16 protein-coding genes, 2 tRNA genes and 1 pseudogene are annotated in these 22,056 nt (G+C 72.4%); 4 read left to right on the top strand and 15 right to left on the bottom strand.

Annotated features, from left to right (window positions below; genetic code table 11):
• Positions 1-70: 70 nt before the first annotated feature.
• The gene (locus ABZ851_RS06260; protein WP_361122846.1) at positions 71-1,093 is read left to right on the top strand and encodes a hypothetical protein; all 1,023 of its coding nucleotides are present in this window, start codon (positions 71-73) and stop codon (positions 1,091-1,093) included.
• A 219-nt stretch (positions 1,094-1,312) separates the two neighbouring features.
• Here ABZ851_RS06260 and holA read toward each other — a convergent pair whose 3' ends face one another.
• Positions 1,313-2,296 carry a DNA polymerase III subunit delta gene (gene holA / locus ABZ851_RS06255; RefSeq protein ID WP_361122844.1) on the bottom strand — a complete coding sequence of 328 codons (984 nt, stop codon included), beginning with the start codon at positions 2,294-2,296 and terminating at the stop codon, positions 1,313-1,315.
• 158 nt (positions 2,297-2,454) lie between these two features.
• Between holA and ABZ851_RS06250 the strand changes: the two genes are divergently transcribed.
• Positions 2,455-2,721 (top strand): hypothetical protein, encoded by a 267-nt coding sequence (locus ABZ851_RS06250; protein ID WP_093493720.1) that lies wholly within the window; start codon positions 2,455-2,457, stop codon positions 2,719-2,721.
• A 117-nt stretch (positions 2,722-2,838) separates the two neighbouring features.
• Here the strand turns inward: ABZ851_RS06250 and ABZ851_RS06245 are convergent, their stop codons facing one another.
• The 8 genes from ABZ851_RS06245 to ABZ851_RS06210 form a co-directional block, all read right to left on the bottom strand.
• A complete protein-coding gene (locus ABZ851_RS06245; protein ID WP_361122842.1) occupies positions 2,839-3,636 on the bottom strand; it encodes an arylamine N-acetyltransferase in 798 nt (265 codons plus the stop codon).
• 62 nt (positions 3,637-3,698) lie between these two features.
• Positions 3,699-6,737, bottom strand: coding sequence for a ComEC/Rec2 family competence protein (locus tag ABZ851_RS06240; protein ID WP_361122839.1), 3,039 nt, complete (start codon positions 6,735-6,737; stop codon positions 3,699-3,701).
• Positions 6,734-7,465: a ComEA family DNA-binding protein gene (locus ABZ851_RS06235; protein ID WP_361122836.1), complete on the bottom strand. Its 732-nt coding sequence runs from the start codon at positions 7,463-7,465 to the stop codon at positions 6,734-6,736. Before ABZ851_RS06235 ends, ABZ851_RS06240 begins: the two co-directional genes overlap by 4 nt.
• 700 nt (positions 7,466-8,165) lie before the next feature.
• Positions 8,166-9,011 carry a DegV family protein gene (locus ABZ851_RS06230; protein WP_336049041.1) on the bottom strand — a complete coding sequence of 282 codons (846 nt, stop codon included), beginning with the start codon at positions 9,009-9,011 and terminating at the stop codon, positions 8,166-8,168.
• Between the two features lie 241 nt (positions 9,012-9,252).
• Positions 9,253-10,098, bottom strand: a complete 846-nt coding sequence (locus tag ABZ851_RS06225) for a hypothetical protein (RefSeq protein WP_361122833.1) — start codon at positions 10,096-10,098, stop codon at positions 9,253-9,255.
• Between the two features lie 268 nt (positions 10,099-10,366).
• Positions 10,367-13,270: a class I tRNA ligase family protein gene (locus tag ABZ851_RS06220; protein ID WP_361122830.1), complete on the bottom strand. Its 2,904-nt coding sequence runs from the start codon at positions 13,268-13,270 to the stop codon at positions 10,367-10,369.
• 314 nt (positions 13,271-13,584) lie between these two features.
• Positions 13,585-15,543 (bottom strand): S53 family peptidase, encoded by a 1,959-nt coding sequence (locus ABZ851_RS06215; RefSeq protein WP_361122827.1) that lies wholly within the window; start codon positions 15,541-15,543, stop codon positions 13,585-13,587.
• A gap of 362 nt (positions 15,544-15,905) precedes the next feature.
• Positions 15,906-15,978, bottom strand: a tRNA-Ala gene (locus ABZ851_RS06210).
• Positions 15,979-16,177: 199 nt separating this feature from the next.
• Between ABZ851_RS06210 and ABZ851_RS06205 the strand changes: the two genes are divergently transcribed.
• Positions 16,178-17,548 (top strand): glycosyltransferase 87 family protein, encoded by a 1,371-nt coding sequence (locus ABZ851_RS06205; protein ID WP_361122824.1) that lies wholly within the window; start codon positions 16,178-16,180, stop codon positions 17,546-17,548.
• A gap of 120 nt (positions 17,549-17,668) precedes the next feature.
• On the opposite strand, the gene ABZ851_RS06200 is transcribed toward ABZ851_RS06205, so the two are convergent.
• Together ABZ851_RS06200 and ABZ851_RS06195 are read right to left on the bottom strand one after the other, a co-directional pair.
• A complete protein-coding gene (locus ABZ851_RS06200; RefSeq protein WP_004571982.1) occupies positions 17,669-17,902 on the bottom strand; it encodes a hypothetical protein in 234 nt (77 codons plus the stop codon).
• Positions 17,903-17,905: 3 nt separating this feature from the next.
• Positions 17,906-18,154 (bottom strand): hypothetical protein, encoded by a 249-nt coding sequence (locus ABZ851_RS06195; RefSeq protein ID WP_361122821.1) that lies wholly within the window; start codon positions 18,152-18,154, stop codon positions 17,906-17,908.
• Between the two features lie 179 nt (positions 18,155-18,333).
• Between ABZ851_RS06195 and ABZ851_RS06190 the strand changes: the two are divergent.
• Positions 18,334-18,501: pseudogene (locus tag ABZ851_RS06190) on the top strand (transcriptional regulator); the annotation flags it as partial.
• A 133-nt stretch (positions 18,502-18,634) separates the two neighbouring features.
• On the opposite strand, the gene ABZ851_RS06185 reads toward ABZ851_RS06190, so the two are convergent.
• The 4 genes from ABZ851_RS06185 to ABZ851_RS06170 all read right to left on the bottom strand — a co-directional run bounded on the left by ABZ851_RS06185 (position 18,635) and on the right by ABZ851_RS06170 (position 22,039).
• Positions 18,635-18,707 (bottom strand) — tRNA-Ala (locus tag ABZ851_RS06185).
• Positions 18,708-18,819: 112 nt separating this feature from the next.
• Entirely contained in the window at positions 18,820-19,473 is a 654-nt protein-coding gene (locus ABZ851_RS06180; protein WP_336049075.1) for a histidine phosphatase family protein, read from the bottom strand.
• Positions 19,470-19,904 (bottom strand): ribosome silencing factor, encoded by a 435-nt coding sequence (gene rsfS / locus ABZ851_RS06175; RefSeq protein WP_088797625.1) that lies wholly within the window; start codon positions 19,902-19,904, stop codon positions 19,470-19,472. Before rsfS ends, ABZ851_RS06180 begins: the two co-directional genes overlap by 4 nt.
• 308 nt (positions 19,905-20,212) lie before the next feature.
• On the bottom strand, positions 20,213-22,039 hold the full coding sequence (locus tag ABZ851_RS06170; RefSeq protein ID WP_361122817.1) for a LytR C-terminal domain-containing protein: 1,827 nt from the start codon (positions 22,037-22,039) through the stop codon (positions 20,213-20,215).
• Positions 22,040-22,056 lie beyond the last annotated feature (17 nt).

Genomic DNA, 22,056 nt, shown 5'->3' with positions numbered 1-22,056 from the left:
GCTCACCATGGGGGAAATTCCGTGCCGCAGAACCGGGTTCGCTTTCCGCGGGGTCCGCTACGCTGCGGCCATGTCTGTTTCGGGGGACCAGAACAATCCGTACGCCCAGCCGCAGCCGAACCCATACGGCCAGGTGCCCGCACCCCAGAATCCGGTGCCGACACCCCAGAATCCGGTGTCCGCACAGCAGAATCCCTACGCACCGCAGAATCCCCACGCACCGCAGAATCCCCAGGCATCACAGAATTCCCACGCACCGGAGAATTCCCACGCACCGGAGAACCCCTACCCACAGCAGGCCATACCTCCGGGACAGACCGGCGGATACGGCTATCCCGCGCCCGGCGTACCCGCTCCGCCCACAGGGCCACCCGCGTGGGCACCCGTCGCCGCACCCGGGGGCGCGGGCCGTGGCCCGTCCGGCTGGCTCTGGGCCGTCGGCGGGGTGGTCGCCGCGTCCGCGATCTGGGCCTCGCTGTTGTTCGCCACCGGGGGTTTCTCCTCCGAGCCCGGCCCCGACCTCGCGGGCTACGCCTACACGAGCGATCTGTGTGCGGACACCGCGATGGCCCCCTTCGAGGACGCCCGCTACAAGACCAAGGCAAGCACCGGTACGGCCTCGAAGGACGCCAATCCGCAGCACAGCGGCGCCCAGCTGAAGTCGCTGGACACGATGACGTGCAACATCTCGTTCGAGCAGGACGGCGCAAGCACCTCCGCCTACTCCTCCACCTGGCTCTACAACACCGCCACGCTGCACAAACAGACCGACCCGACGCCGGAGTTCGCCGACGGCTACCGCTCGTACGAGAAGCAGGACACCTCGGTCGGCTACCGGGTCGAGGCCGTACCGGGGCTCGGCGACGAGGCCTACCTGGTGACCCGGAAGGACGACGGCAGCACGAGCAGCAGCTCGTATGTGATCCTCGGCGTCCGGGACGGCTGGATGACGTACCAGTCGACGTGGTCGAGCTATGCGTCGAGCAGCGGCAGTGGCAGCGACAGCGGCAAGCAGCCGACCGCCACCGAAGTGGCCACGATGCTGAAGACCAGCGCGACGGAAACTCTCAGGCGACTGCGCCCAGGGCACTGATCACGCCGGCCATCGTCTTCGATGACGGTCTGGCCTGCCCACGGTCCGACGCCGACGCCAATACCGACACCAACGCGGACGCGGAACGCCAATACCGACGCCCACACGGACGCCATACCGATGCCGGCGCCGACCCCGACGCCATCGCCGCCTCCGACGACACCGCACAGGATCTGAGCGCGCCGCTGAACACCCTCGCCGACAGCGAGGGGCCGGGGGTCACCGCGAACGGGCCGCCCGGGCAATTGCCACGACGGCCTTCTCCAGGGCGTACGCCGGATCGTCCCCGCCGCCCTTCACCCCCGCGTCGGCCGCTGCCACCGCGCGCAGCGCCGTGGCCACGCCGTCCGCCGACCAACCGCGCATCTGCTGTCGTACCCGGTCGATCTTCCAGGGCGGCATGCCCAGGTCGCGGGCGAGGTCGCCGGGGCGGGCGCCGCGCGGGGCGGAGGCCAGTTTGCCGATGGCGCGGACGCCTTGGGCGAGCGCGCTGGTGATCATGACGGGGGCGACGCCGGTGGCGAGGGACCAGCGCAGTGCCTCCAGCGCCTCGGCGGCCCGGCCCTCGACGGCACGGTCCGCGACGGTGAAGCTCGATGCCTCGGCCCGGCCCGTGTAGTAGCGCGCGACGACGGCCTCGTCGATGGCGCCCTCGACATCGGCGGCCAGCTGCGAACAGGCCGAGGCCAGCTCACGAAGGTCGCTGCCGATGGCATCGACCAGCGACTGGCAGGCCTCGGGCGTCGCCGACCGCCCGGTCGCACGGAACTCGCCCCGCACGAAGGCCAGCCTGTCGGCCGGCTTGGTCATCTTGGGACAGGCCACTTCCCGCGCCCCGGCCTTGCGGGCGGCGTCCAGCAGGCCCTTCCCCTTGGCGCCGCCGGCGTGCAGCAGCACCAGCGTGATCTCTTCGGCGGGCGATCCGAGATACGCCTTGACGTCCTTGATGGTGTCCGCGGAAAGGTCCTGGGCGGCGCGCACCACGACGACCTTGCGCTCGGCGAAGAGCGAGGGGCTGGTCAGCTCGGCCAAGGTGCCGGGCTGGAGCTGATCGGGAGTGAGGTCGCGCACATCGGTGTCCGCGTCGGCCGCCCGGGCAGCCGCCACCACCTGCTGCACCGCGCGGTCCAGCAGCAGGTCTTCCTGGCCCACCGCGATCGTGACGGGGGCGAGCGGGTCGTCTTGAGCTGTCTTCCTGGCCATCGCGTCCAGCATCCCACGCCCCACTGACACCCCCGCCCGGTCCGGCCCGGTCCGCTCTGACGCCCCGTCCCTGACCCGACCCCGCTCCGGTGCCTGCGCCGGGCCGCTCCGGGCCCCTGCCTGACAGTGGCGCCATCGCCGTGTCGGACAATGGCCGGGTGAATGATGCTGCCCCACACCCACCGCACCTCCGGCACGTCCTGGTACTGCCCGACCGCGATGCCGCGGAGGAGGTGGCCGAGGCCCTGACCGAACGCTTTGGTGTCGCCGAGGAGCCCCAGCTCGTACGGGACGCCCTGGCCGGTGAGGACGACGCCGAGGACGCCCAGTGGCTGGTGGTGGTCGAAGACCCGGACGCCGCCCACGACCCGGCGCGGCTGCACGACCTCGCGGCGGAGTACGAGGGCTGGCGCGAGGCCGAGTAACGACAGGGCCCGTGTCGGCCAGAGACCGTGGAGCCAGAGGTCGTGGGGCCAGAGGTCGTGAGACCCAGGGCCTGCGGGGCCAGAGGTCGTGGGGCCCAGGGCCCGCGGGGGGCGCGCCTAAGTGCCGCTGCCTCCGGGCACCCGCACCGCGCCGACCCGGGGCTCCCGCTCCAGAACGATCCCGAAGTGTTCCCGGTAGGCGGCGAGGACTTCTCCCTCGCCCAGCTCACGCTCGTCCCGTGCACCATCCGCCCCGGAGGTCACGAGCGTACGACCGGAGAGCGTGACCCGGCCGCTCTCGGTCAGCCGTGAACACACCAGGGACCGGGTGAAGTGCGACTTGGGCGAGGTCCGGTGCCACCAGCAGCCGGCCTCGAAGTCCGCGTAGGCACGCGGGCGTTGTTCGAGGCGGTACTGCGGCTCGCCGTCCCTCAGGACATCGAGGTCTCCCTCCCGCGTCTCCTCGATCCGGAACACCCCACCGGGATCGGCCTGCTCGGCGCGGCTGTCCCAGCGCAGCGGAAAGTGGCTGTGCCTGCCGAAGCCGACGTCCGCCAGCCATGGCCCGCTCGGCGTCTGTACGCGCAGCGCGAGGTGGTCGTACGGGATTCCGGGCCCGTCGGCGTCGAACACGCGGCCGGAAAGCAGCTCGACCTCATAGCCGAGCGCGCCCAGGAGCAGCGCGAAAGCGCCGTTGAGTTCGTAACAGAACCCACCCCGCCGGGCGCGGACGATTTTGTCGAGCAGCGGCTGCTCCGCGAGCAGGATCTCTTCGCCGAGGTGGATGGAGAGGTTCTCGAAGGGGACGGTACGCAGATGGCTGAGGTGCAGCGTACGCAACGCCTCGGCGTCCGGGGCCGCGGCGCGGACGGCACCGATCCGGTCGAGGTAGGCGTCGGCAGCGGCGGCGTCCATCAGGCGTGAGTCCTCGTCCTCATGCCCCGGATCCTACAGATCCGGATCCAGCAGCATCCGCGCTACGCCCGGCCTGCACTGCCTGCTCGACTCACGGCCTCGTGCACCACACAGCCCCATCGGCCGCCGCCTGCACAGCCTTCTCCGCTGCCGCCGCCTACGTGGCCTCTCCGCTGGGTTCGGGGAGGGGCACGGAGGGGTCGCGGTCCGGCGCGGGCGCGGACTCCTGAGACGGGGCGGCCCCGGGAGGCCGTGTATTCGGGGGGACGGGGCCGACAGCCACCGGATCGACGGCCGCCGGGCAGACCGTCACCGGGTGGACGGCCACCGCCTGGACGTGCCGGGGCTCTGCGGTCCGTTACCGGGCGGTGCCGGGTTCTCCGGCCGGGGACCGGGCCGGCCTTGGTCCGGTGGCCGTTGACCGTCGCCGACAGCCTGGCCGTGGTGCCCAGGATCGCGATGGCTCCGTCGGTGTCCGTGCGCAGCACCCGGGCGCCCTGGGCGCGCAGCGCCGCGATGGTGCGGGGCGCCGGGTGGCCGTACGGATTGCCGGTACCGCAGGAGATCAGCGCCAGGCGCGGCGCCAGCCGGTGCATCAGCGGCGGGTCCTGATAGGCGGAGCCGTGGTGTGCCACCTTCAGGACATCGACGCCGCCCAGCTCCGGGTGGGCCGCCAGCAGGGCGCGCTGCGCGGGTGGTTCGAGGTCACCCAGCAGCAGGAGGGACAGGCCGCCCGTACGGACGAGCAGGGTGACGCTGGCGTCATTGGGGCCGTCGAGGACGTCGAGACCGTCGGCACCGACCGGTTGGCCGGCGGGGCCGGAAGGGCCGGAAGGGCCAGAGGGGCCAGAGGGGCCGGGGAGGGCAGGTGGAGCCGGCGGCCAAAGGACCTCCCACGTGAGGGGGCCCAGGTGGCGCCGCTCCCCCGGTGCGGCGCGGATGACCGGCACCCGTGCCGCCGCTGCCGCAGTGCGTACGAACTGCACCTGACCCGGAGGATCTTGCAGTCTCGTGGTCTCGATCGCACCGACCGCACGGCCGCGGAGCGCCCCCGGGAGCCCGTCCACATGGTCGGCGTGGAAATGCGTCAGGACCAGGAGCGGGATACGGCGGATACCCAGGTCGGTGAGGCAGCGGTCGATGGCCCGGGGCTCGGGTCCGGTGTCCACCACCAGCGCCGTACCGTCCCCGGCTGCCAGCACCAGGCCGTCGCCCTGCCCCACGTCACACACCACGGCCCGCCACCCCGGCGGCGGCCAGCCGGTGAGGACGCGGGTGAACGGGGCGGGGCGCCACACTGCCAAGATCATTGCCAGCACGCACAGCACACACAGCCAGGGACGGCGCAGCACTCCGCGGACGACCGGTACCAGGGCCACCAGGGCAGCCGCCAGCACCAACCCGCCGCCCCAGCCGCCCGGCCAATCGAACTCCGCCCCCGGCAGCGTCGCCGCGGTACGGGCGACGCCGGCGATCCATTCAGCCGGCCAGCCCGCGCACCACGACAGCGCCTGCGCGGCCGGCAACGCGACCGGGGCGGCGGCGAGGGCCGCGAAGCCCAGCACCGTCGCGGGTGCCACGGCCACTTCCGCCAGCAGATTGCAGGGCACGGCGACCAGGCCCACCCGGGCCGCCAGCACGGCGACCACCGGTGCACAGACCGCCTGGGCAGCGGCCGCGGCGGCGATCACCTCGGCGATCCGGGGCGGTACCCGGCGCCGTTGGAGGGCGGCACTCCAGCGTGGCGCGAGCAGCAGCAGCGCGCCGGTCGCCAGGACGGACAGCAGAAAGCCATAACTACGGGCGAGCCAAGGGTCGTAGAGGAGCAGCAGCAAAACCGCGGCGGCGAGGGCGGGGAGCAGCGAGCGACGGCGGCCGGTGCCGATGGCCAGCAGTGTGATCAGGCCGCAGGCGGCGGCCCGCAGCACGCTCGGGTCCGGGCGGCAGACCACGACGAAGGCGAGCGCGAGCGCACCGCCGATGACGGCCGTGCCGCGCAGCGACAGGCCCAGGCGTGGTGCCAGCCCGCGGCGCTCGGCGCGCGTCGCGAGGTGGGGCGGCCCGATCAGCAGGGCGAGCACGATCGTCAGGTTGCTGCCGGAGACGGCCAGCAGATGGGTGAGGTCGGTGGCACGGAAGGCGTCGTCGAGATCCGGCGGCACACGTGAGGTGTCACCCACCACGAGGCCGGGCAGCAGGGCGCGGGCATCGGGGCGCAGCCCGTCGGTGGCCTCGCGCAGCCCGGCTCGCAGGTGTCCTGCCAGCCGCTGCAGGGGGGACGGGGCACCGACCTTGGCCGGTGGCGCCTCAGCGGTGACCCGGAGCACGGCGGCGACCTGGTCGGCCTGCGAGAGCGGTGGCGCGGCATGCGCCGTCACCCGGATGCGTGTCGACGGCAGCAGCCCGCGCCACGCCGACGACAGGCTCTCGCGTGCCCCGGAGCCGTGCGCTTCGTCTCCCCCTCCACGATGCTGTACGACCACCAGCACTGGGGTGCGTACGGTGGTGACCGCACCGCCCGGTGCCGTGACCCGGACGGCATCGGCCGTGAACACCAGTACCGGGGGCGTCCGTTGGGAGCCCCGTACCTTGGGGCGGGTCAGTCGTGGATCACCACTCACCTCCAGCTCCGCCGTGAGTCCCGCGTAGTGCTCCGCCAAGGCCGGCAGCGGTCCGCGGCGGACATCCGACGCATGCAGCGCCGCGGCCGCGGCCCCCGCCGCACCACACAGCAGCACCGCGGCCAGGGCCACGAACGCCCCGGCGGACCAGCCGCGGGGAGAGCGCGGCCGGAGCGGCCCCGGCCCTCGCCGGGAAGCTCCCGGCTCAGACCCGGCGCAGGGCAGCCCGGCCCGCTCCGGGACGCCCTCCGCCCCGCGCCGGACCACAGCCATCCGCCACGCGCACAGCGCGAGCACCACGGCCGCACCGCAGACCACCGCCACTCCCCCGCCGGGGGCGCCCAGGCCGATCACCGCCCCCGCCCAGGCGGCCAGCGCGGGCGCGACCAGCCGCAGATCGGCCGGGCCCTCTTGATGCGGGTCCGAGGCACCGCGCGACGACGACGCCGTGGCGTGCACGATGGTGCGGAGACCGGTCACGGCTGGACCAGCGGCCGCAGATCGGCGAAGCGGCGGTCACCGATGCCGGTCACCTGACGGAGCTGGTCCACCGAGGTGAACCCGCCGTGCTGGGTGCGGAATTCGACGATGTGCCGGGCCAGAACGGGGCCCACTCCGGGGAGCGAATCGAGCTGCTGCTCGGTCGCCGTGCTGAGGCTGACCGGTCCGGCCGGACCGCCTCCGGCCCCTGGCGACCCGCTTCCCGTCCCGGATGCCCCCGGGCCGGCGGGCCCGGCAGCGCCCCCGGTACCCGCTGCGCCCCCGGCAGCGCCGACCACGATCTGTTCGCCGTCGGTCAGCAGGCGTGCCCGGTTCAGCCCACTGGTGCTCGCTCCCCGCAGCACTCCGCCGGCGGCCCGCAGCGCATCGATCACCCGCGCCCCCGGCGGCATCCGGTGAATGCCCGGGTGCCGGACCTTGCCCGTGACATCGACGACAAGTTGCCGGCCTGCTCCGCCCGGCGGGCCGTGCGCCATGGCTGCGGCGGACGACGACGGCAGGGCCGGCGGGTGCGGCGCGGGTCCGGACGCCGCGGGCCGTTCGGCCGCCGGGGCCCGTACCGGTTCGGGGCGGCCGGCCCAGAAGTGCTGTACGGCCCATCCCACTGCCAGCACGAGCACCAGGACCAGGGCGGCGAGCATCTTCGGGTCGGCGCCGCACCGTAACTGCACCCAGAGCGGCAGCCGTTCGTGTACGGCCAGCCACACCCGCTCCCGTCGGCGCGGCCCCGGCGGATCGCCCGCAGGAGGCGGCGGACCGTGCCCCGGAGGCGGCGGGCCGCCCCCGGCCACCGCAGCCGCCTCCCCACCCGGCCCAGTCCCATCACCCGGCCCAGTCCCATCACCCGGCCCAGTCTCGTCACCTGGCCCCGCCGACCCAGCACTCGCATCCGCACCTGCGTCCGCGCCCACACCCGCGCCCGCGCCCGCGCCCACCTCGCCGAAGATTGCCGCGACCCGGTCCCGTACCCGCTCGCGCTCCGACTCCCGCCGCTCCGACGCGCCGAACGGAGCCAGGGAGCCAGCGGTGGTGAACGGGGAAACGGAAGCTGCGGTCACGCCCGAAGAGGCCAAACCCAAGGAGGCCGAGCCCGAGGGCACCGGTCCCGAGGGCCCCGAAGGACCCGGAGGACCCGGAGGACCCCAAGCCCCGACCGAGAACGCCGGACGCGGCAAGGCCCAAGAGACCGGCAACGCCGACGAAAGCGACGGGGCGGAAGCAGACCCGGAAGCAGATCCGGAAGCAGATGATGAGGCCGGGGAGGCCACCCACGCAGAGCGAAAGGAGTTCATACCGATCGACGCTAAGCACGTCCCGCAGATCTCGCTGAGCTGCCGCAATTCCGGTGGACGAAGGCCGAGTTGTGGACAACTCCGTCACCCACAGGAGGTGCCACCGCTCCCCCCCTCACCTCGACGAAACCACGACCCCCAGCAGCCCCGGACCCGTATGCGCGCCGATCACCGCGCCCACCTCGCTCACCAGGAGCTCGTTGAGCCCCGGCACCCGCTCCCGGAGCCGCTGGGCCAGAGCATCCGCGCGCTCCGCCGCGTCGAGATGGTGCACCGCGATATCGACCTGGCCCTCGCCGGCCCGCTCCGCGGCAAGCTCCTCCAGCCGTGCGATCGCCTTGGACGCCGTACGGACCTTCTCCAGCAGCTCGATCCGCCCGTCGGCCAGTTGCAGGAGCGGTTTGACGGCGAGCGCGGAGCCGAGCAGCGCCTGGGCGGCACCGATACGGCCGCCGCGGCGCAGATAGTCGAGGGTGTCGACGTAGAAGTAGGCGGAGGTGGCAGCGGCACGCTTCTCCGCGGCGGCTACCGCTTCGTCGATGTCCCCGCCCGCCTCCGCCGTCTCCGCGGCGGCGAGAGCGCAGAAGCCGAGGGCCATCGCGACCATGCCGGTGTCCACGACGTGTACGGGTACCGGCGCCTCCTTGGCCGCCAGTACCGCCGCGTCGTACGTACCGGAGATCTCCGAGGACAGATGGAGCGAGACGATACCGCTCGCACCGGCCGCCGCGACCTTGCGGTAGGTGTCGGCGAACATCGTGGGGGCGGGCCGGGAAGTGGTCACCGGCCGGCGCTTCTGGAGTGCCTGGGCGACGGATCTCGCGGAGATCTCGGTGCCCTCTTCCAAGGCCTGGTCCCCCAGGACGACGGTCAGCGGAACGGCCGTGATGCGGTGACGCTCGACAGCCGTCCGCGGCAAGTAGGCCGTGGAATCGGTGACGATCGCGACATGGCGGGACATGAATGGGAGGTTATCCGGGGATCCGGACGCCGCACAGTGCGGGCCCCTCCCCAAGATCTTCCAGGTTTCCCCAAGGCTCTGCCAAGAGGGCGCCGGAGCATGCCGTCCCCGGCCACGTCCTCGTCCCCGTCCGCGGACCCGAGATCCGCGCGACGCCGCTGACGCTCCGGGCTTCCTCTCCGTCTCCCCGGGTCCCGCCCCGCCCCCACCCACCCCCTCACCTCACCTCATCGAGGTCTTCTTACGGCCTCACCTGGTCGTGACCTCCGTTGGTCGTGTCCTCCGTCCGTGGCGGCCGTGAGGTCCGCGGCGTCCGTGTCCGTGGCGTCTTCTCCCACGGGTAGGACGGCTGGGTGCGCGGGTCACGGGCGGTCAGCGCCTGCGGGCCCTCGGGGGCCTGCTCCGCGGGGTGGCCCCCCTCGGACGCCGAAGGCCGGCCCGTACGGACGCCGTCGTCCGGGCCCCCGTCGTCAGCACGCGCCCCTGACGCCCCGTCCGCAGGCGGCTGTACGGGGTCCCGCAGCGGGTCCGCGGCGTCCTCGACCCGGGTCCAGTGGCGCAGCGCCCCCGCCTCGACGTCGATCTGGTCGCTCAGCGCCGCCAGATCGTCGTCCGCGAACTTGCGGGCGCGGTCCCGGGCGGCCCAGCGCAGCGACTCCGCGGAGTGCGTGATCCGTTCCGTGCGCTCCCTGAGCTCCGGGAGGCGCGCGGCGATGGTGGCCCGGTCGGGCTCGCGTTCGAGCCGCTTGAGTGCGTCGTCAAGCTCGTGGCCATGGGCGCTCAGCCGCTCGAAGAGCCCGATCGCCTCGCTCAGGGAGGCGTCGTCGGAGGAGCCGCCGCGAAGCGCCTCCTGGGTGGCGCGCATGGACGTACGCAGCGAGAGACGCAGCTGTGCGAGTTCGCCGACCACGCCGGGCTGGGCGAACTGCCGGGCGCGGAGGCTGGTGTCCTCGACGGTTCTGCGGGCCTGGGCGACCGTGCGGTCGACGCCGCGCTTGGCCGCCGTCACCGCCTTGACCGTGACGAACACGCCTGCCAGGACGAACAGCACGAAGAGCAGCCCGACGATGGCGACAGCAGCTTCCATGGGCGCTCCCCAGACGTGTCGGCGGCGCCGGTTCCTCGCCCGCGCCCTTGTCCCTCCACGGTAAACGGCTCGGGCAGGTCACGGGTTCCGGACGAACCCCCAACCTGCCCGTAGGGGAAACCACCCATGGCACCGGCGCCGCAGCGACAGCGGCAGCGACAGAGGCAGCGGCGGCACACGCGACCAGAAGCCCCGGCCACCGGGGCGGCACCACACGCAAGCCCCCCACCCGGGCGCCCGGAACCACTCCCGGGCGCCCGCCACCGGCCTACGCCGGGACGATGTTCACCAGCTTCGGCGCCCGGACGATGACCTTCCGGATGCCCGCCCCGTTCAGCGCCGCGACCACGGCGGGCTCGGCCAGTGCCGTGGCCTCCAGGTCCGCGTCGGAGATCGACGGGGAGACCTCCAGACGGGCCTTGACCTTGCCCTTGATCTGCACGACGCAGGTCACGGTCTCGTCGACGACATACGCCGGGTCGGCCACCGGGAAGTCCGCGTGCACCACGGTGTCCGTGTGGCCCAGCTTGCGCCACAGCTCCTCGGCGATGTGCGGGGCCAGCGGGGCGATCAGCAGCACCAGCCGCTCCGCGACCGTGCGCGGAACGGGGCCGCCCGTCTTGGTCAGGTGGTTGTTCAGCTCGGTCACCTTGGCGATGGCGGTGTTGAAGCGCAGGTTCGCCAGGTCCTGGCCGACACCGTCGATCGCCTTGTGCAGGGCCCGCAGGGTGGCCTCGTCCGGCTCGGTGTCGACGACGGTGACCGCGCCGGTCGCCTCGTCGACGACGTTGCGCCACAGACGCTGCAGCAGGCGGTACTGGCCGACGACGGCCCGGGTGTCCCACGGCCGCGACACGTCCAGCGGGCCCATCGCCATCTCGTACAGGCGCAGGGTGTCCGCGCCGTACTCCGCGCAGATCTCGTCGGGAGTGACGGCGTTCTTCAGGGACTTGCCCATCTTGCCCAGGACACGGCTGACCTTCTCGCCCTGGTAGTAGTAGCCGCCGTCGCGCTCCTCGACCTCGGCGGCCGGGACGGCGATGCCGCGGCTGTCCCGGTAGACGAAGGCCTGGATCATGCCCTGGTTGTACAGCTTGTGGAACGGCTCGGAGGACGAGACATGTCCCAGGTCGTGCAGCACCTTGGACCAGAAGCGGGCGTACAGCAGGTGCAGCACGGCGTGCTCCGCGCCGCCCACGTACAGGTCGACGCCGCCGGCCGGCTGACCCTCGCGCGGGCCCATCCAGTACTGCTCGATGTCAGGGGCGACCAGCGCGTCGGCGTTGCCGGGGTCCAGGTAGCGCATCTCGTACCAGCACGAACCCGCCCAGTTGGGCATGGTGTTGGTCTCGCGGCGGTAGCGCTTGATGCCGTTGCCGTCGCCCAGGTCCAGGTCGACATGGACCCAGTCCTCGTTACGGGACAGCGGGGTCTCCGGCTGGGTGTCGGCGTCATCCGGGTCGAAGGTGCGCGGGGAGTAGTCCTCGACCTCGGGCAGCTCCAGCGGCAGCATCGACGCGGGCAGCGCGTGTGCCACGCCGTCCTCGTCGTAGACGATCGGGAACGGCTCGCCCCAGTAGCGCTGCCGGCTGAACAGCCAGTCGCGCAGCCGGAAGTTGACGGTGCCCTCGCCGATGCCCTCGGCGGCCAGCCAGTCGGTGATCTTCTCCTTGGCCGCCGTCACGCCCAGGCCGTCCAGCGAGATCGTTGCGCCCGACGAGTTGACGATCTTGGCGTCGTACGAGGCGAAGGCGTCGTCCCAGGTGGACGGGTCGGTGCCACGGTCGTCCGACGGCTCGACCACACAGCGCATCGGCAGCTCGAAGGCGCGGGCGAAGGCGAAGTCACGGCTGTCGTGCGCGGGCACGGCCATGATCGCGCCGGTGCCGTAACCCATCAGGACGTAGTCGGCGATGAAGACCGGGACCTGCGCGCCGCTGACCGGGTTGGTCGCGAAGGCGCCGGTGAAGACGCCGGTCTTGTCCTTGGCCTCGGCCTGCCGCTCGACGTCCGACTTGGAGGCGGCCTGCTTGCGGTAGGCGGCGACGGCGTCGGCCGGAGTGGCGTGCCCGCCGGTCCAGACGTCGTGGGTGCCCTCGGGCCAGGCTTCCGGGACGATCGATCCGGTGCCGGTGCCGGTGCCGTTGTCGGAGCCGGCGACCAGCGGGTGCTCGGGCGCCAGCACCATGTAGGTCGCGCCGAACAGGGTGTCCTGGCGGGTGGTGAAGACGGTGATCTTGTCGTCGCCCACCGGGAAGTCGACCCGGGCGCCCTCGGAGCGGCCGATCCAGTTGCGCTGCTGCAGCTTGATGGCCTCCGGCCAGTCCAGCGCGTCCAGGTCGTTCAGCAGCCGGTCGGCGTAGGCGGTGATGCGCATGTTCCACTGGCGCAGCTTGGCCTTGAAGACCGGGTAGTTGCCGCGCTCGGAGCGGCCGTCCGCGGTGACCTCCTCGTTGGCCAGTACGGTGCCCAGGCCGGGGCACCAGTTGACCGGCGCGTCGGAGGCGTACGCCAAGCGGTACTCGCCCAGGATGTTGGCGCGCTCGAGGGGGCTCAGGGCGCTCCAGTCCCGGCCGTCCGGGGTCGGGCGGGTGCCGGCCTCGAACTGCGCGACCAGGGTGTCGATGGGGCGGGCCGCGTCCGCCTCCGGGTCGTACCAGGAGTTGAAGATCTGCAGGAAGATCCACTGGGTCCACTTGTAGTACGCGGGGTCGATCGTCTCGACCGAGCGGCGCTGGTCGTGGCCCAGGCCCAGGCGGCGCAGCTGGCGCCGCATGTTCACGATGTTGGCCTCGGTGGAGACCCGCGGGTGGGTGCCGGTCTGCACCGCGTACTGCTCGGCGGGCAGGCCGAAGGCGTCGAAGCCCAGGGTGTGCAGGACGTTGTGACCCGTCATGCGCTGGTGGCGGGCGTAGACGTCGGTGGCGATGAAACCCAGCGGGTGGCCGACGTGCAGGCCCGCACCCGACGGGTACGGGAACATGTCCATGATGAACTTCTTGGGGCGGGCCGCCACCGCGGCGTCGCCGGCCAGCCCCCCGGTGGGGTTCGGGGCCTCGTAGGTCCCGTCCGTCTCCCAGAAGTCCTGCCAGCGGGCCTCGATGTCGGCGGCCAGCGCTGCCGTATAGCGGTGCGGTGCTGCCACCTCGGCAGCAGTGGTCGTCTCGCTCATCGTCCTCAAAGCTCCATCGATCGTCTCTGCCTGCGGAAACGCGCCACAATCCCGGCACGCCGGAAACAAAAAGACCCCTCGCACAGGAGGGGACGCCGCGCCGATTCCGACGGGTTCTGTCATCCGTCGGTACTGATCAGCGCGGCCCGCTAAGCAGAAGGCGTACGGCACGCATGGCGTCAGGGTACCGCAGGGCGTACGAGGCCCGCGCTGAGGATTCCCCCAACACGGGCCCCGCCCCCGTGACGCCGCACTCCCGCCGCCGCCCCACCGGGGTCACGGACGGCGCGGGCCGGCGGTGCCGCGCGCCCCTGTCAGGGGCGGTAGGAGCTCACGTATCCGGCGCCCGGCGAGCCCACGCCGGTGACGTCGTCGTAGCCGACACCCGCGTGCAGCGAGCTGTCCTTGCCCAGGCTGCGCAGCGAGGTCGTGGTGCCCTTGCTGCTGTCGACGCCGTTGACGTAGTCCACGCGGACGACGGCCAGGTCACGGCCGGCGCCCAGCGGGTGGTCGGTGACGTCGTGGTAGGCGGCGGTGCCGTAGCGCTGGTAGATGGCGGGGTTGGCGAAGCCGATGGCGACGCCGTGCCGGGCCTGCTGCGCGAGCGCCTGGACACCGGCGATCACCGGTGCGGCCAGCGAGGTGCCGCCGATGCGGTACTCGTCATAGCCGAGCTTTCCGTCCGGCAGGGTCTGGGTCTGGCCGACGAGGAACCCGGTGTTGGGGTCGGCGACCGCGGCGATGTCCGGGATGGTGCGCATCGCGCCGCCGCCGTTCGCCTTCGCGAGCCCGTCCGGCACGATGCCGCGCTGGTAGAAGGGCTGCGCCACGGTCTTGCTGGTGCCGCCGCCGGCGCCGCCGTTGAAGGTGCCGGGGAAGCCGGTCCAGTCGTTGCCGTCCTTGGACAGCAGCGCCTTCTGGGTGCCCCAGCCGGTCTCCCACTGGTACGCGTCGTGCTTGCCGACGGCCAGGGAGGTGCCGCCGACCGCGGTCACCCAGGGGGAGTTCGCCGGGCTGTCGACCTGCTTGGTGCCGGTCTTGGCGACCTCGTCACCGTCGTCGCCGGAGGAGAAGTAGAAGCCGATGCCCTGCACCGCGCCCTGCTGGAAGAGCTGGTCGTAGGCGGCCGCCGCATCCGGGGTCTCGTTCGCCTCCAGGTCGCCCCAGGAGTTGGAGACCATGTCGGCGAGGTGCCCGTCGACGACCTTGCCGAGCGAGTCGATCAGGTCGTCGTCCATGCAGGAGGCGCCGCCGACGTAGACGATGTCGGCGTCGGGGGCGACCGCGTGGACGGCCTCGACGTCAAGGGTCTCCTCGCCGTACCAGCCGGCCGCGCCGCAGTCCTCGATGTGCGTGTAGTCCTTGGGCAGCACCTGGGAGAGCTGGCCGCGGCGGTAGCGGGGGTCGCCGTTACGGGCGGCGTACGTGTCCGCGTCCTGGGCGATGGTCGGCGAGGCGTAGGCGTCGGTGATCGCGACGGTGACGTTCTTGCCGGTCCACTTCTTCGCCCCGTAGGCGGCGCGCAGCTGCTTGCCGGTGTAGCCCTTGATCGCGTACGGGGCCTTGCCACCGTAGGCGGACGGCAGCTTCTTGTCCGTCCTGGAGCCGTAGTACGAGGAGAACGGACCGGAGTTGCGGAAGACGCCCTCCGGCGGCGGCAGTTCGCCGGAGTGGTGCCGGGCCATCCGCGGTGCGTTGTCCAGGCCGGTGACCGTCAGCACCGAGTCGGCCAGGGCGGCGGGCGCGGAGGCGGTGGTCGACGGGGCGTGGTAAATATGGCCGCTCTTGCGGTAATTGTGCAGGTCGGTGGCGAAGGCGCGCTCGGCGGCGGCCGCATCGCCCTTGACCGTCACATACCGGTTGGTGGTGCCGGTGACCGCCAGGCCGGACTTCTTCAGCCAGTCGGTCACCTTGGCTATCTGCTCGTGCGTGGCACCGAAGCGGGCCCGCACCTGGCCGGGGCTCAGGTACTTCCCGTACGCGGCGGAGTGCGGGTCGGACACGGCCCTGGCGTAGTCCGCGAGCCCCTTGGCGTCACGGCCCGCCAGGTAGACGCGGGCGGTGACGCCCGCAGAAGCGGAAGTGTCGCCCCGGTCGGCCTGCCGGGTGGCCCACAGGGGCTTGGTGCCCTGCAGTGCGTGCCGTCCGCCGTCGTGGCCCGCGGCGTCGGCGGCGGGTGCGCCGAGCGCGAGCGCGCCGGCGACCAGCGGCAGCGTCGCTGCCCAGGCCAGACCGGCGCGGGCGCGGGGTGATCTGGTGCGGCTGGATCTCATGTAACCCCCTGCTGTGGCGATGCGGTGCGCTGCGGGTGCCGCGCTGCGCCGGTACGCAGGTGCGCGGCACCGCACAAGCGGTGAATGCGTGGGATGTGACGTTCACGCGATGCGCCACTCTTTCGGTGAACCGTTCATGTCAGGGACATGCGATCACCAAGAAGAGGCCAAGGAACGGCAAGGACTGACCACGAATGGACAGGGAGCGAACATTCAACTCGCCATAACGGACGGCCCTCTGACCAGATATCAGGGCAACCCGGGAGGAACCGCCGCCGAGACCGGACGGCCGGGGCACTCGCCCCGCAGGGCACACACGACGAAGCGGGCCGTCCGCATCGGACGACCCGCTCCGTTCTCTGTGGAGCTAAGGAGAATTGAACTCCTGACCTCCTGCATGCCATGCAGGCGCTCTACCAACTGAGCTATAGCCCCGTATTCTGTTTCCCGCCCCGGTTCCCCGCTGCGGCATCGCCTACATTACACGGACCTCCCCGCCTTCTGCCAAATCGTTCCGTCCGGGGCCCCTCAGCCATTGCGCCGGAGCCCCCGGCCGTCGCACCCGGGCCCCTCGGCGCGCCGCGCGGTACTGTCGGCACGCCGTGCCCGATTCGTCCTGGGGGAGCCGTACGCCGTGACAGCGCTGGAGCTGGAAGCGCCCACCGACCCCCGTGGCACCCGCTCCGGCCCGGGCATCCTCCGCCGGCACCCCACCCGCGCGGCGGCCCTCGCCTGCCTGCTCTCGTTCACGGTCTTCTGGACCGTGCAGCGCCTCGCCCATGTGACGATGCTCGACCTCATGGTCTACCGCGCCGAGGGCTTCACGGTCCGCAACGGCGGGTCCCTCTACGACATGGTGGCGACCTCGGCGCACCTGCCCAACACCTACCCGCCCTTCGCGGCGCTGCTGTTCACCCCGCTCACCCTCCTTGGCGTCCCCGCGATGCGCACCCTCGCCACGGCCGGCAACCTCGCCCTGCTCCTCGCCGTCGTCCACCTCTCGCTGCGGCTGGCCGGCCGGCCCCGGCACCTCCCCCGGCCGGCCGCGACGCTCGCGGTCTCGGCGCTGCTGGTGTGGTGCGAGCCGGTGTGGACGACGCTGCGCTACGGCCAGATCAACCTGCTGCTCACCGCGCTCGTGCTGTGGGACCTGACCCGTAAGGACACCCACCGGCTCGCGGGTGCCGGCATCGGGATCGCGGCCGGCCTCAAGCTCACCCCGGCACTGTTCGCCGTGCTCTTCGCACTGGCCGGCGCCGTCCGTGCCGGGCAGCTGCTCCGCTCCGGCGCGGGGGTGCGCGCCGTCCGCCACCCCTGGCTGCGCCAGGCCGCCGTCGCCACCGCCACCTTCCTGGCCACCGTCCTCCTCTCCGCGCTCGCGCTGCCGCGTGACGCGCACCGCTTCTGGACCGAGATCGTCTTCGCCGCCGACCGGGTCGGTGAGGTGGAGATCACCGCGAACCAGTCCCTGCGCGGCGCCCTCGCCCGGCTGCTGCACACCCACGATCCGGGCTCCGCCTGGCTCGTGGCCGCCGGTCTGACCGCGGCCCTGGGCCTGGCACTGGCGGCCGCGGCGCTGCTGCGCGGGCTGGGGGCACCCCCGGCCGAAGGCGGGGGGAGCGCCTGGGCGGCCGTCACCTGCGCGGCGACCGCGCTCCTGGTCAGCCCGATCTCCTGGTCCCACCACTGGGTGTGGTGCGTACCGATGGTGATCCTGCTCGGCTCCGAGGCGCTGCACCGGAACGGCACTGCCGCCCGCCGCTGGTGGGCGGCGGCCACCGCACTGGGCGTGCTGTTCTGCTCGTTCGCGCTGTGGTGGGTGCCGCACCGCTGGCACCGCCACGAGGAACTGCACCAGAACGGCGTCCAGATGCTGCTCTCCGACGTCTATCCGCTCGCCGGTCTTGCGCTGCTGGCGCTGGCCGGGGCCCGGCTGTGGCGGCGCGGCCGGCGGCCGGGAAGGGGCAGCGGGCACAGCACTGCGGCCGCCGGCCGTGAGGTGTGAACCGGGCGCCCGCGCGGCGGAATGACGTGGCGGCCGTCGCGCCCCCGCCCCAACGCCGCCCGCAAAACCCGCAGTTCGCCATGTCCTGGCTGCCGCGGGCCTCGCCGGGACGGGCCCTGCTCAGGCCGTCGCGAACGAGTAGAAGCGCTTGAGGGTGCAGTGCTCGTCCAGCAGCCGTCCGTAGATCGGCTCCCCGTCGAGTTCCCGGTAGGTCTCGATGGGGTCGCCTTTTATGACGAGGGCGCGGGCGCATTCCTCGCACCAGTACTGGTAGTCGGCGTTGACCGGTTCCATGTCCCGGACGATCGGCGTACCGCTGCCGCACCAGTCACATTTCCTGCTGTGGGCGCCCATCCATCAGCTCCAACTGCGGCCGCAGGCCGTACAAACGAAGGAAATGCCCCCGTCGTCACCCAGCACCTGCGCCACATGGGAGGCGCCGCACGAGGAACACTGCGGAGCGGAACCGTCATCGCCGCCGGCTGCGGGGGGAGGGGCGTCCACGGGACAGGTGAAGCGGAGCGCATACTCCGGCAGCCAGTCATAGCCCTGCGCCTCGGCCACGTCGAGCAGGTCGTTGACCTCCTCGAGGATGCTCGTGGGCATCGCGATATCTCCTCCCCTGCCGGCGCCGTCCGATTCTGCCACGGACCACGCACCGGGTCAGGTCCGCCTTCTTGCCACCCCGGCGAGCCCGCCCCTCCCCGCGTACACCTTGCCTGCGGTTCCCAACGCGGCGGCAAGAGGGGGACCGTGGGCGCACCCGAGGCCCGCACCGATGCCAAGTGGGCGAGCCGGCAGGGGAATCGCTGACCGGGCGGCTGTCACGGACCGGTGCGGATTTCGCGCGCCTGTGGGAGACCGGGGACGTCTCGCCACCGGGATACCGCATGAAGGTGAGCCGGCACGCCACGGGCGGTGAGATACGGCTGGTCTCGACGTCCTTGGCGGTGGGCGGCGTCCCGGAACCCGGAGAGATCCCCTGCCGTGCAGAGAACGGGCACCACGCCGAGGACCCGCAGAACGCGGAGAACCCGCAGAACGCAGAAATCCCGCCTCCGTCTGGAGGCGGGATCTTCCCGGCTGTGGAGCTAAGGAGAATTGAACTCCTGACCTCCTGCATGCCATGCAGGCGCTCTACCAACTGAGCTATAGCCCCGGGTCTTGTTCCGCTCCCCCGGGTTTCCCCCGGCGGCGCCGCGAACAAGAAGAACTTTAGCCTGCGACCTGCCCAGATGTGAAATCCGGTCTGCCGCGGGCGCCCGGCGGGCTCAGTCGTCGTCGCCGAGCACGGGCTCCGGCAGGGTGCCGGCGTTGTGCTCCAGCAGGCGCCAGCCGCGCGCGCCCTCGCCCAGCACCGACCAGCAGCAGTTCGACAGACCGCCCAGGCCCTCCCAGTGGTGGGCCTCCAGGCCGAGCAGCCGCCCGATGGTGGTGCGGATGGTGCCGCCGTGGCTGACGACGACCAGGGTGCCGTCGTCGGGCAGCTTGTCGGCGTGGCCGAGCACGACCGGGGCGGCCCGGTCGGCGACCTCGGTCTCCAGTTCGCCGCCACCGCGCCGCACCGGCTCACCGCGCTTCCACGCGGTGTACTGCTCGCGGTACCGCGCAAGGATCTCGTCGTGCGTCAGCCCCTGCCAGGAGCCCGCGTAGGTCTCCCGCAGGGCCGCGTCGTGCGTGACCTCCAGGCGGGTGAGCGTGGCCAGCTCGCTCGCGGTGGTCGCAGCCCGCTGCAGGTCGGAGGCGATGATGACGTCCGGCCGCAGGGCGGCGAGGAGGCGGGCGGCGCGGCGCGCCTGGCCGCGGCCCTCCTCGGTCAGCTCGATGTCCGTCGACCCCTGGAAGCGGCGCTCCAGGTTCCAGGCCGTCTGGCCGTGGCGCCAGAGGACGATGCGGCGGCCCCGGCCGCCCTTGGTGCCGTTCAGAGCAGTTCTCCGTCCTGCTCGCCCGCCGTGGCCTCGGCGTGCTCGGCGGCCTTGCCGCGGGTGGCCTTGGCCTCCTCGGGGAGGTCGATCTCGGGGCAGTCCTTCCACAGGCGCTCGAGCGCGTAGAAGACGCGCTCCTCGCTGTGCTGGACGTGCACCACGATGTCGACGTAGTCGAGCAGGACCCAGCGGGCCTCGCGGTCGCCCTCACGGCGGACCGGCTTGGCGCCGAGGTCCTTGTTGAGCCGTTCCTCGATCTCGTCGACGATCGACTTGACCTGGCGGTCGCTGGGTGCCGAAGCCAGCAGGAAGGCGTCGGTGATCGAGAGGACGTCGCTGACGTCGTACGCGATGATGTCGTGCGCGAGCTTGTCGGCCGCGGCCTGCGCGGCGGCGTTGATGAGCTCGAGGGAACGGTCCGTGGCGGTCACAAGCGGCTTTCCGGGTCGAGGGCAGCCTCTCCGGCCGGGCAGGGGCAGCTGGCTCACTGCTGAGCCGCGGCGCGTGCCGCAGTCCCCGTGGACGACCGGATCGGCGGTCAAGTACCCCTCAAGGGTCTCACGGACCACCGACACTCCCGACTGGGTTTTCGAACCAGTCGGTCGGTTCCGGTGTCCGGGCTGGTCAGCACGGTGGCCGGGCAGGGTGGGCGCGGTGGCTGGGCAGGGGGCAGCACAGTGGGCGAGCGGCCGCCCGGTGCCCGCCGGCCTCCACCGGCGGGCACCGGGCGGTGGCCCCGTCAGCCCTTGTAGTCCTGCCCGAGCACCACCGTGATGTCGGCGTTCGAGGCGCCCTTGCCCTGCCTGACCACGCTCGCCGGCAGGCCCAGGGTCTTGGCGACCTCCGCGGCCTTGGCCTTCTGGGCGGCGTCCGCGTAGGTGATGCGGGACGTGGCGGCCGGGCCCGCGGTGCCCGCGTCGACGAAGCTGTAGCCGCCGTTGAGCAGCGCGACCTGCGCCTTGTTGGTGGCGCCCTTGGTGCCGGTGGCGTTGCGCACGGCGACCCGGGCCGTCGCGTCGGGGGCGGTCTTCTTGACCGTGCCGCCGAGCACGTCCTTGACCACACCGGCCGCCGCGGCCTGGCTGAGGGTGCCGTTCGCCTGCACGGGCAGCAGCGTCGTGCGGTACGCACCGGTCTTCGCCAGCTCCGCCCGCTGCGCCAGCGAGCTGCCCAGCTGGCCCTCGGTGAGCGGCGGGTCGAGCACCTGCAGCAGCGACTTCACGGTGGCCGTGGCGCCGTCGGCGTCGCTGGAGACCTTCTTCAAGGTCGCCTGCATGACCTGGCCGAACCGCTGCAGCTGCCGGGTCTGGGGCTCGCCCGGCGCCTGGTAGGTGGCGTAGGCCACGGCTCCCTGGCCGTTGAGGTCCTGGGCACTGCCCTGCTTGACGGCCGGGGACTCGCCCTTCTTGGCGCCGGGCACGGTGGCGTCGGTGTCCAGCGTGATCCCGCCGACCGTCTCGACGAGGTTCTCCAGATACGGGGTGTCCAGCCGCCAGCTGGCCTTGAGGTCGGCGCCCAGGAGGCTGTTGAGGGAGTCCCGGGTCGGTTCGGTGCCGTCGTCCTTGACGGACTTGCCGAGCGTCGTGGAACTGCCGTCGTCCTTGGGGACGACGAGGCTGTTGGGCAGGAGGACGGTGGTGCCCTTGTGGGTGGTCGTGTTGTCCACCAGCAGCGCCGTCGAGCTGTTCCCGGACTTGGTGTCCCGCAGATGGACGACGAGGACGTCGCGCTTCTGCCCGCCGGCCGCGGCCGCCTGGCCCGTGCCGGGACCGGCCAGGCCGGGCAACTTGCCCGCCCACCACAGATAGCCGACGCCGCCGGCGACCAGCAGGGCCAGCACGACGGACAGCGCGACGATGCGGCTGCGGCCGCGCCGTTTGGCCTCCTCACGCCGCTCGGTGCGGCTCTCGGTGAACTTCAGCCAGTCGATGACGTCTTCGGAGTCCTCGTCCGGCTCCTCGATGAAGGAGAACTGCTCGGTGCGGTACTCCGGGTCCTCGCCCGGGGAACCGGGCGCGCCGCCGGGCGCCCCCGGCCCGTCACCGTCGTCCGCCGGGCCGCGGCGCCGCTCCGGCGGCCGCGGCGGCTGGTCCTGGTGCTGCGCAGCGGGCTCGTCGTAGCGGGGCCCGTCTGCGTAGGAGGTCTGCTCGTACGGGGGCTGCTGGGCCTGCTGGGGGATCCACTCCTGCTGGTGCGGCTGCTGCTGGGGCGGGCCGTACGGGTCGTACTGCTGCGGATAGCCGGTCCGGTCCTGCACCTGCGGACGGCCGTACGCGTCGTAGCCGTACTCCGCCTGCCCCTGGTATGCCTGCTGTCCCTGGGGGGCCTGACCGCCCTGGTGACCGCCCTGGTGGCCGCCGTAGGGGTCATAGCCCTCATAGGCGGAGGGGGCGGTCTGCTGCCCGTAGGCGTCGTAGTGCTGCTCGTACGACGACTGCGCGGCGTCGCGGTACACCGGCTGCCCGTAGGCGTCGTAGGTGTAGCTCGTATGCCCCTGCTGCTCCTGGCCGTAGGGGTCGTGGGCATACGGGTCCTGCGGCCCGTACGGATCCTGTCGGTCGCTCACCGGTGCCCCTTTCCGTC

This window comes from Streptomyces sp. NPDC047049, assembly GCF_040643995.1.
GTDB lineage: Bacteria > Actinomycetota > Actinomycetes > Streptomycetales > Streptomycetaceae > Streptomyces > Streptomyces mooreae.
Note: the sequence above shows the minus strand (reverse complement) of the source record. Positions and strands in the feature narration are given on the sequence as shown.